Annotated in this window: 7 protein-coding genes; all 7 read right to left on the bottom strand. The window is 26.3% G+C overall.

What is annotated here, in order from left to right:
- Positions 1-1,027: LON peptidase substrate-binding domain-containing protein (locus ACWYO2_RS03505; protein WP_455515114.1), on the bottom strand; the 1,027-nt coding region annotated here is incomplete at its 3' end.
- Positions 1,027-2,253 carry an ATP-dependent Clp protease ATP-binding subunit ClpX gene (clpX, locus tag ACWYO2_RS03510; RefSeq protein ID WP_455515115.1) on the bottom strand — a complete coding sequence of 409 codons (1,227 nt, stop codon included), beginning with the start codon at positions 2,251-2,253 and terminating at the stop codon, positions 1,027-1,029. The genes ACWYO2_RS03505 and clpX, both read right to left, overlap by 1 nt.
- A gap of 4 nt (positions 2,254-2,257) precedes the next feature.
- Complete coding sequence (gene clpP / locus ACWYO2_RS03515; protein WP_455515116.1) at positions 2,258-2,833, bottom strand: ATP-dependent Clp endopeptidase proteolytic subunit ClpP; 576 nt, start codon at positions 2,831-2,833, stop codon at positions 2,258-2,260.
- Between the two features lie 53 nt (positions 2,834-2,886).
- Complete coding sequence (tig, locus tag ACWYO2_RS03520; RefSeq protein ID WP_455515117.1) at positions 2,887-4,161, bottom strand: trigger factor; 1,275 nt, start codon at positions 4,159-4,161, stop codon at positions 2,887-2,889.
- An 8-nt stretch (positions 4,162-4,169) separates the two neighbouring features.
- The gene (locus ACWYO2_RS03525; RefSeq protein ID WP_455515118.1) at positions 4,170-5,840 is read right to left on the bottom strand and encodes a single-stranded-DNA-specific exonuclease RecJ; all 1,671 of its coding nucleotides are present in this window, start codon (positions 5,838-5,840) and stop codon (positions 4,170-4,172) included.
- 5 nt (positions 5,841-5,845) lie between these two features.
- Complete coding sequence (gene rbfA, locus ACWYO2_RS03530) at positions 5,846-6,217, bottom strand: 30S ribosome-binding factor RbfA (protein WP_455515119.1); 372 nt, start codon at positions 6,215-6,217, stop codon at positions 5,846-5,848.
- An 8-nt stretch (positions 6,218-6,225) separates the two neighbouring features.
- A partial coding sequence (infB, locus tag ACWYO2_RS03535; protein ID WP_455515120.1) for a translation initiation factor IF-2 occupies positions 6,226-8,570 on the bottom strand: 2,345 nt, incomplete at its 5' end.

The raw sequence follows: 8,570 nt of genomic DNA on the forward strand, positions 1-8,570 counted from the left end.
GACTAACAGCTAAATTTTCAAGTATAGTATCTTTAACTTGTTTTAATCCAAAATGTTCATCATTTAATATTTTTTCTGCTTTAAATATATCTATATTTTTAATTTCTTCTCTTTCCCAAGGAATTTCTAAAATACTTTCTATATATGATCTAATAACACCTGCTTCTGCTGACATATCATTTAATTTTTTAAGTCTAGATAATTCTTTATTTAATTTTTCTTTTAATTCTTTAGGTAAATCTCTTTTTGTTATTGAATCATATAGTTCATTAACTTCTTCTTCCATATCATTTTCATCAAGTTCTGAATACAGACCTTTTATTTTTTCTCTAATATAGTATTGTTTTTGATTTTCTTCTATATTTTTCTTAACTCTATCTTCTACAGATTTATCTATTTTATTAAATTCACGTATCACTTTTATCGCATTTGATAATATTTTAAACATATCATCAATATCATTGGCTTCAAGTATTTTTACCCTATCTTCTTCACTTAAATCTAAAGTTGTAGCTAATGTATATATCATTATATCAAATGGATTTATTTCAAATATAGCTCTCAATATATCTTCCGGTAAAGAATTTTTATTATTTTGATTTACTTCTTCTACCACCTTTTCCAAATACATTCTATATTTTTTTTCATTTTTAGTTTTAAGATTTTCTACTGGATATAGCTCATATTCCGCACTAAAATACCCTGTTTGATGTAAACCAAATATATCTTTTATTTTTACCCTATCTATTCCTTCTATCAATACCCTTAAATTTCCGTCAGGTAATTTAATTATTTGAATAATTTTAGCAACTACCCCAACTTCATTTATATCTTCATATCCCTCAATTTCTTCATTTTTTGAATCTTTTTGTATAGATAATATAATATTACCTTCATATTTTTCCATAGATTCATCTATTGCTATTTTAGAAAAATCTCTTCCAACTATAATAGGTATAACTGCTTGTGGATAAAATAGTATTTCTCTTGTTGGAATAAAAGGAAGAAATTTTCTTTTTTTTGCCATTAATTTTCCTTTCTTTCTTCACTTTTAATAAAATTTTCATTTTTTTCTTTAATTAATTCTTTAGTAACAACTACTTTTTCAACATTTTCTTGCGATGGTATTTCATACATCAAATCCATCATAGTATTTTCTATTATACTTCTTAACCCTCTAGCTCCTATTTTTCTCTTAAGTGCAAGTTCTGCTATTTCATCTATAGCTTCTTCTTCAAATTCAAGATTAACATTTTCAAGTTCAAAATATTTCTTATATTGCTTTACAATAGCATTTTTAGGTTTAGTTAATATAGACTTAAGAGCTTCCTTATTCAACTCAGATAAAGCTGTAATTACTGGTAATCTACCTATAAGTTCAGGAATTATACCAAACTTTCTAATATCTTCAGGTAATACATGTTCAAATATACTCATATCATCTAGTTCTGTTTTATCATTTTTTAATCCAAACCCTATTTGTTTTTTATTAAGTCTTGATTTTATTTTATTTTCAAGTCCGGCAAAAGCACCACCTACTATAAATAAAATATTAGTTGTATCTATTTCTATCATTTCTTGATTAGGATGTTTCCTTCCACCTTGTGGAGGTACACTAGAAACCGTTCCTTCTATTATTTTTAATAATGCTTGTTGAACTCCTTCACCAGATACATCACGAGTAATAGATGTATTTTCTGATTTTCTTGCAATTTTATCTATTTCATCTATATATATTATTCCTCTTTGTGCAAGTTCTATATCATAATCAGCAGCTTTTATTAGTTTTAATAATACGTTTTCTACATCATCACCAACATATCCTGCTTCTGTAACTGTTGTTGCATCAGCTATCGCTAAAGGAACATTTAATATTTTTGCTAAAGTTTGTGCTAATAATGTTTTACCTGAACCTGTTGGTCCTATTAAAAGAATATTTGATTTTTGCATTTCTATTTCATCATTATCTATCATATTTATTCTTTTAAAGTGATTATATACAGCAACTGAAAGCACTTTTTTTGCACTTTCTTGCCCTATTATATATTCATCTAATTTTGCTTTTATTTCTTTTGGTTTTAATAAAGTATAATCAAATCTCTTTTCTTCTTCATCTTCAGATTCCAAATATCCTTCACGTTGAGTTATACACTCATCACATATAAAGGCTGTCATATCATCATTAGAATATAGAGTTAAAACCTCTTCTTCATTTTTCCCACAAAATGAGCATGTTTTTAATTCTTCTATCATATCATTACTCCAATACACTATCAACTAGACCATATTCTTTAGCTTCACTTGCATCTAAATAATTATCACGTTCTGTATCGGCTATAACTTTATCATAATCTTGACCAGTATTTTGGGCTAATATAGTTGCTAGTTTTTTCTTAATTTTTATAATATTTTCTGCAACAATTTGTATATCTGTTGCTTGTCCTCTTGCTCCTCCTAATGGTTGATGTATCATAATTTCAGCATTAGGTAGTGCATATCTTTTCCCTTTTGTACCTGAAGATAATAGAAAAGCTCCCATACTTGCAGCCATTCCTATACATACAGTTGCAACATCACAAGATATATGATTCATTGTATCATATATACCAAGTCCTGCCGTTACTTGTCCTCCAGGTGAATTTATATACATTGTTATATCTTTTTCTTTATCTTGTGCATTTAGAAACAGCAATTGTGCTATTATTGCATTTGCCATTTCTGTATTTATTTCTCCACTTAAAAATATTATTCTATCTTTTAAAAGTCTAGAATATATATCATAACTTCTTTCACCTTGTCCTTCATTTTCTATAACATAAGGTAATAAAGACATTTTTCCTCCATTCTTTATAACGAAAACTAGACACAGGGTCTAGTTTTCTATAATTAATTATTTTCTAATAAGAATTCATTTATCTTTCCAAAGAATAATTGAGAATTTATTCTTCCGATATATCTTCCTAATTCCCCTGATTTTTCAAGTTCAGATTTAATTGTCTCTACATCCATTCCATACATAGAAGCTATATTTTTTAATTCATTCTCTATATCTTCATCACTTACTTTTATATCTTCTGTTTCTCCAATTTTAGATAATACAAAGCTAGTTTTGATTCCTTTTATAGCATTTGCTCTTAAATCTTCTCTCATTTTTTCAACAGTTTGACCTGTCATACTTAAATATGATTCTAAGTTCATTCCTTGCATTTGTAATTGTTGAACAAATTGAGCTATATTTGCATCTATATCTTGTTCAACTAATATTTCTGGAACTTCTATATTAACACCATCAACTATTTTTTCAACAATTTTACTTAATTTTACATTTTTAGCTTGATTTTCTTTTTCTACTAATAAGTTTGCACGTACATTAGTTTTTAAATCTTCAAGTGTATCTGTCCCATTTTCTTTGGCAAAATCATCATTTAATTCAGGTAATACTATTTCTTCTAAAGAATTCAATTTAACTTTAAATACTGCTGGTTTACCTTTTAAATTTTCTGCATGATATTCTTCAGGGAATTTAACATTTACTTCAAATTCTTCTCCTACTTTGTGTCCAACAATTTGTTCTTCAAAATTATCTATAAATGTTTTAGAACCTAATTCTAATTTATGTCCTTGTGCTTTTCCACCTTCAAATGCAACACCATCTATAAATCCTTCAAAATCTATATTAGCTATATCTCCATTTTTAGCTTCTTCTCTTGTTGTTTTTTCATATTTTTTAGCTCTTGAAAGCATTCTATCTAATTGAGCTGAAACATCTTCATCACTTACTTCAACTTTTTCTAATTCTACATTTAATCCTTTATATTCAGGTAAATCAAATTCAGGGAATACTGCAACTTTCAAGTTAACTTTTAAACTATCTTTTTCTAATTTTAAATCTGTGATTTGTAATTCACTTACAGGTTTAAATGATTTATCTTTTAATACTTCAGCATATTCTTCTCTTATTACTCTATTTAATATTTCATCTCTTATATCATCAGCAAATGTTTTTTCTATAACATCTTCAGGTACATGTCCTTTTCTAAATCCATCAACTTTAACATTTTTGAATTTTGATAATACATCTTTTCTTAATTTAGCAAATTCCTCCCCATCTTTTATTATCTCAAATGCAACTTCTGATCCATTTAATATTTCTTTTTTCATTTTTCCTCCTATTTAATATCTTTCAATTTTATTCTTATTGTTTTTTTACTTACCAACTCAGGTGTATATATTATTTTATAGGATTTATTAATTTTTTTCAAGTCTAATTTATCAACTAAATTATATCCTAAAACATTAAATTCTTTTCCATTCTTATATACACTTGCTTTAAAATGATTATTATCTACTCCAAATTTAAACACATTTTTAAATATTATATCTTCATCATAGAAATTAGGTTCACTATTTGAAAGACCAAAAGGTCCTAAAGTTTGTATTTCTTTCACTTTTTTTACACCAATTTCTTTTAAGCTTACTTTTTTATCTATTACTATTTCATGATTTTTTCTTATTTTTTTACTAAGATTAATTAACCCATTTTTCATTTTTCTTTTTATTAAATTCAAATTTTTCTTGGTCATAAGAAAACCTGCTGCTAAATCATGACCTCCAAAATTTATATAATATTCTGAAAATTTAGTTATAAAATCATAAATATTTGAATCTGAAAGACTTCTACATGAACCTTTACAGTAATTTCCTTCTATTGATATCAATATTACAGGAACACGAAATTCAAGTGCAAGCCTCGAAGCAAGTGAACCCATAGTTAAAATATTTTCATCATTTATTTCATAATATATATATTTAATTTTATCTCTATATAACTTAAATTTATTAGATATTTTTTCGAATACCTGATTTTCATATTTTTTTCTTTCTTTATTATACTCATACATTTCGCTAATAGTTTTTAGTAAATCTTCTTCTGATTCTGATGTTAAAAAACTTAATATTTTAGTAGGATCATTTAGCTTACCAAAAGCATTAATTAACGGTGCTATTCTATAACTAACATCACTTATAGTGATATATTCAGGATTTATTTTAAAATTTTGAAAAATTAAGCTCAAAGCCTTAATTTTTGAATTTGCAAAGTTTTTCAACCCTCTTTTTATTAAAAATCTATTTTCATCTACACATTCCATAACATCTGCAATGGTAGCTAGTGCAACTAATTCACAATATTCATAGATTTCTGACATTTCTCTATTTCCTAAAGTATAGTATATAGCTTGAACTAATTTAAATACTACACCAGAACCTGAAAGTTCTTTAAAAGGATAATTAGGTGATTTTTTAGGATTTAACTCTAAAACTTCCTTATATTTTTTTTCATTTAAATGGTGATCTGTAATTATTACATCTATACCTTTTTCTTTTATCAAATTAATGTCTTCTTCACTACCAAATGAATTATCTACAGATATTACAAGAGAAAAATCTCCACTTGATATTTTTTTTAAAAAATCATCATTTAATGAATATTTCAATATAGATTTAGGAGAAATATATATATCATTTTTAATATTTAATTTAGTTAAAATTTTTGATAAATATATAGAACCTGAAACACCATCTATATCATAATCTCCAAATATTAATATACCTTTATCATTATTCATTAATTTAAGTATCAAATTTACTATTTCTCTCATATTTTCTAAAAGAAATGGATCATTAAGATGTTTATAACTTAAATTTAAATAATTATATACTTCTTCCTTAGTTGTAATATTTTTATTTAATAATAAAGTGGTCATTATATCATCTCTTTTAAATTCATCTTTTTTTTCATTAAGATAATCAATATCGTGTGAAATAATTCTCCATATCATAATTCTTACCCGTCTATATCTTCTTTATTACTCAAATTCTCTTTAAGTAATTTTGAAATTTTAATACTATATTCAATCGTATCATCTAAATGCACTCTAACTTCAGGTGTATATCTAATTTGTAAGTTATCCCCTATTTTTTTTCTAAAAAATCCTTTAAGTTTTTCAAGTTCTTGCAACAACTTATCTTTATTAATATTTTCCTTATAATCTAATACAGAAAATATGACATCAGCATATCTAGCATCACTTGATAAACTTACATTTTTAACTGTAACTAAGTTCTTTATTTTTTCGTTTTTAACCTCAAATAATATAGCAGTCCCTATTATTCTTGAAACTTCTTTTTCTAGACCTTTTCTTCTTCTATCATTCATAATATCACCTATCTTACTATTTGCTCAAGTACATATGCTTCAATTATATCTCCAACTTTTATATCATTAAAGTCTTTAAATGAAATTCCGCAATCTTGACCAAGTAATACTTCTTTTGCATCATCTTTATATCTCTTAAGAGCTGCAATTTCACCATCAAATATTATTATTCCATCACGTAATAATCTTATCTTAGATGAACGCATAACTTTACCTTCTACAACTAATGCTCCAGCAACATTACCTACATTTGAAATCTTAAATACTTCTTTAACTTCAAGTCTTCCATTATATATTTCTTTAAATTCAGGATCTAACATACCTTTTATCGCTTTTTCAAGATCTTCTGTAACATGATATATTACATTATAATTTCTAATTTCTACTTCTGATTTTTCAGATTCAGTTCTTGCACTATTTGTCGGTCTTACATTAAATGCTATAATTATTGCATTTGAAGCTGCAGCTAACATTACATCTCCTTCAGTAACTGCTCCAGCACTAGCTTGTATTATATTAATATTAACTTGCTCTGTAGAAAGTTTAGATAAAGATTCTTTAAGTGCTTCAACAGATCCCTTAGAATCCGCTCTTATAATACACTTAAGTTCTTTTAATTGTTGTTCTTCTAATTCCTTAGATAAACTTTCAAGTGATATATGTTTCTTTTTATTAAGTTCATTATTTTTAACTTCATTCTTAAAGTCTTCAACAATTTTCTTAGCTTGTTTATCATTATTTACACAATAAAGCATATCTCCAGCTTCTGGTATTTCATTAAATCCTGTAATTTCAACTGGTTGAGATGGACCTGCTTTAACTATTTTATTACCTCTATCATCTAACATACTACGAACTCTACCATGTGTTCCACCTGATACAAATATATCTCCAATTTTTAATTCTCCTTCTTGAATAAGGATATCAGCAACTGGTCCCATTTGAACATCAAGTCTTGATTCTACAACAACAGCTTTTGCCCTCTTCTTAGAATTTGATTTAAGTTCCATAATATCTGCAGTAAGTAATATTGTTTCTAATAAACTTTCTAAATTTAATTTTTGCTTAGCTGAAATTTCTACCATTTCAGTATCTCCACCCCATTCTGGTGAAATTAAACCGTATTCTAATAATTCTTGTTTTACTTTATTAGGATTTGCTCCTGGTTTATCTATCTTATTTATCGCAACTATTATTGGAATATTAGCTTCTTTAGCATGTGATATTGCTTCTATAGTTTGAGGTTTAACACCATCATCGGCTGCAACTATCAATATTGCTATATCTGTAATATTTGCCCCTCTAACACGCATTTCTGTAAAAGCCTCATGACCTGGAGTATCAATGAAAGTAATTTTTCTATTATTCCATAATACTTGATAAGCTCCTATTCTTTGAGTAATTCCTCCAGCTTCTCCTTCTATTACATTAGTATGACGAAGAGCATCTAAAAGTGAAGTTTTTCCATGATCAACGTGACCCATTATTGTTATAACAGGTGCTCTTTCTGATAAATCTTCTTCTCTATCTTCAATTTCTAATTCATACTTATCTCCATAAGATAACTCTACTACTTCTTCTTTTTCAACTATTACATTATATTCAAGAGCTACTTCTTCTGCTTCTTCTATAGTTAATATAGCATTAGCAGTCAACATTTTACCTTGAAGGAAGAATTTTTTTACTATATCTGAAGAATTAATTCCTAATTTTTCAGACAAATCTTTAATAGAAATTTCTTGAGGTAGTACTACTATTCCAACTCCACCTTCTTCATCTCTTATTACTTCAGATTTAATAGTTTTATCTTTTTTCTTAACCTTTTTCTTTTCTTCTTTTCTAAAGTCTTGTCTTAATTCCTTTAATCTTCTTTCTTCTTCTTTAGCTTTTCTCTCATTTTCATATTTTTTCTTATCAAATTTAGATTTAACTTTTCCAGTATTCTTATTCTTTGTTTCACTTTCAAGGGTAGGTATTTCTAACGAAACTTCTTTATTGTTGTTATTAATATCTTTTCTTGGACGTCTATCATCTTTAAAGTTTCTTTCTCTATTACCATTTTCATTATTTCTAAAGTTATTTTTTCTATCAGAGTTAAATTCTCTCTTACCTTCTTCTCTATTATCTTTATTAAACGGTCTTCTTTCTCTATTACCATTTTCATTATTTCTAAAGTTATTTTTTCTATCAGAGTTAAATTCTCTCTTACCTTCTTCTCTATTATCTCTATTAAATGGTCTTCTTTCTCTATTACCATTTTCATTATTTCTAAAGTTATTTTTTCTATCAGAGTTAAATTCTCTCTTACCTTCTTCTCTATTATCTTTATTAAATGATTTATTATTTTTATTCT

It is taken from the genome of Pseudostreptobacillus sp. (genome assembly GCF_977040545.1).

What these genes read in the sequence shown, in the direction of transcription:
- ACWYO2_RS03525 (WP_455515118.1), bottom strand. Translation starts at nt 5,840, where the DNA reads ATGATATGGAGAATTATTTCACACGATATTGATTATCTTAATGAAAAA.
- rbfA (WP_455515119.1), bottom strand. Translation starts at nt 6,217, where the DNA reads ATGAATGATAGAAGAAGAAAAGGTCTAGAAAAAGAAGTTTCAAGAATA.
- tig (WP_455515117.1), bottom strand. Translation starts at nt 4,161, where the DNA reads ATGAAAAAAGAAATATTAAATGGATCAGAAGTTGCATTTGAGATAATA.
- clpP (WP_455515116.1), bottom strand. Translation starts at nt 2,833, where the DNA reads ATGTCTTTATTACCTTATGTTATAGAAAATGAAGGACAAGGTGAAAGA.
- clpX (WP_455515115.1), bottom strand. Translation starts at nt 2,253, where the DNA reads ATGATAGAAGAATTAAAAACATGCTCATTTTGTGGGAAAAATGAAGAA.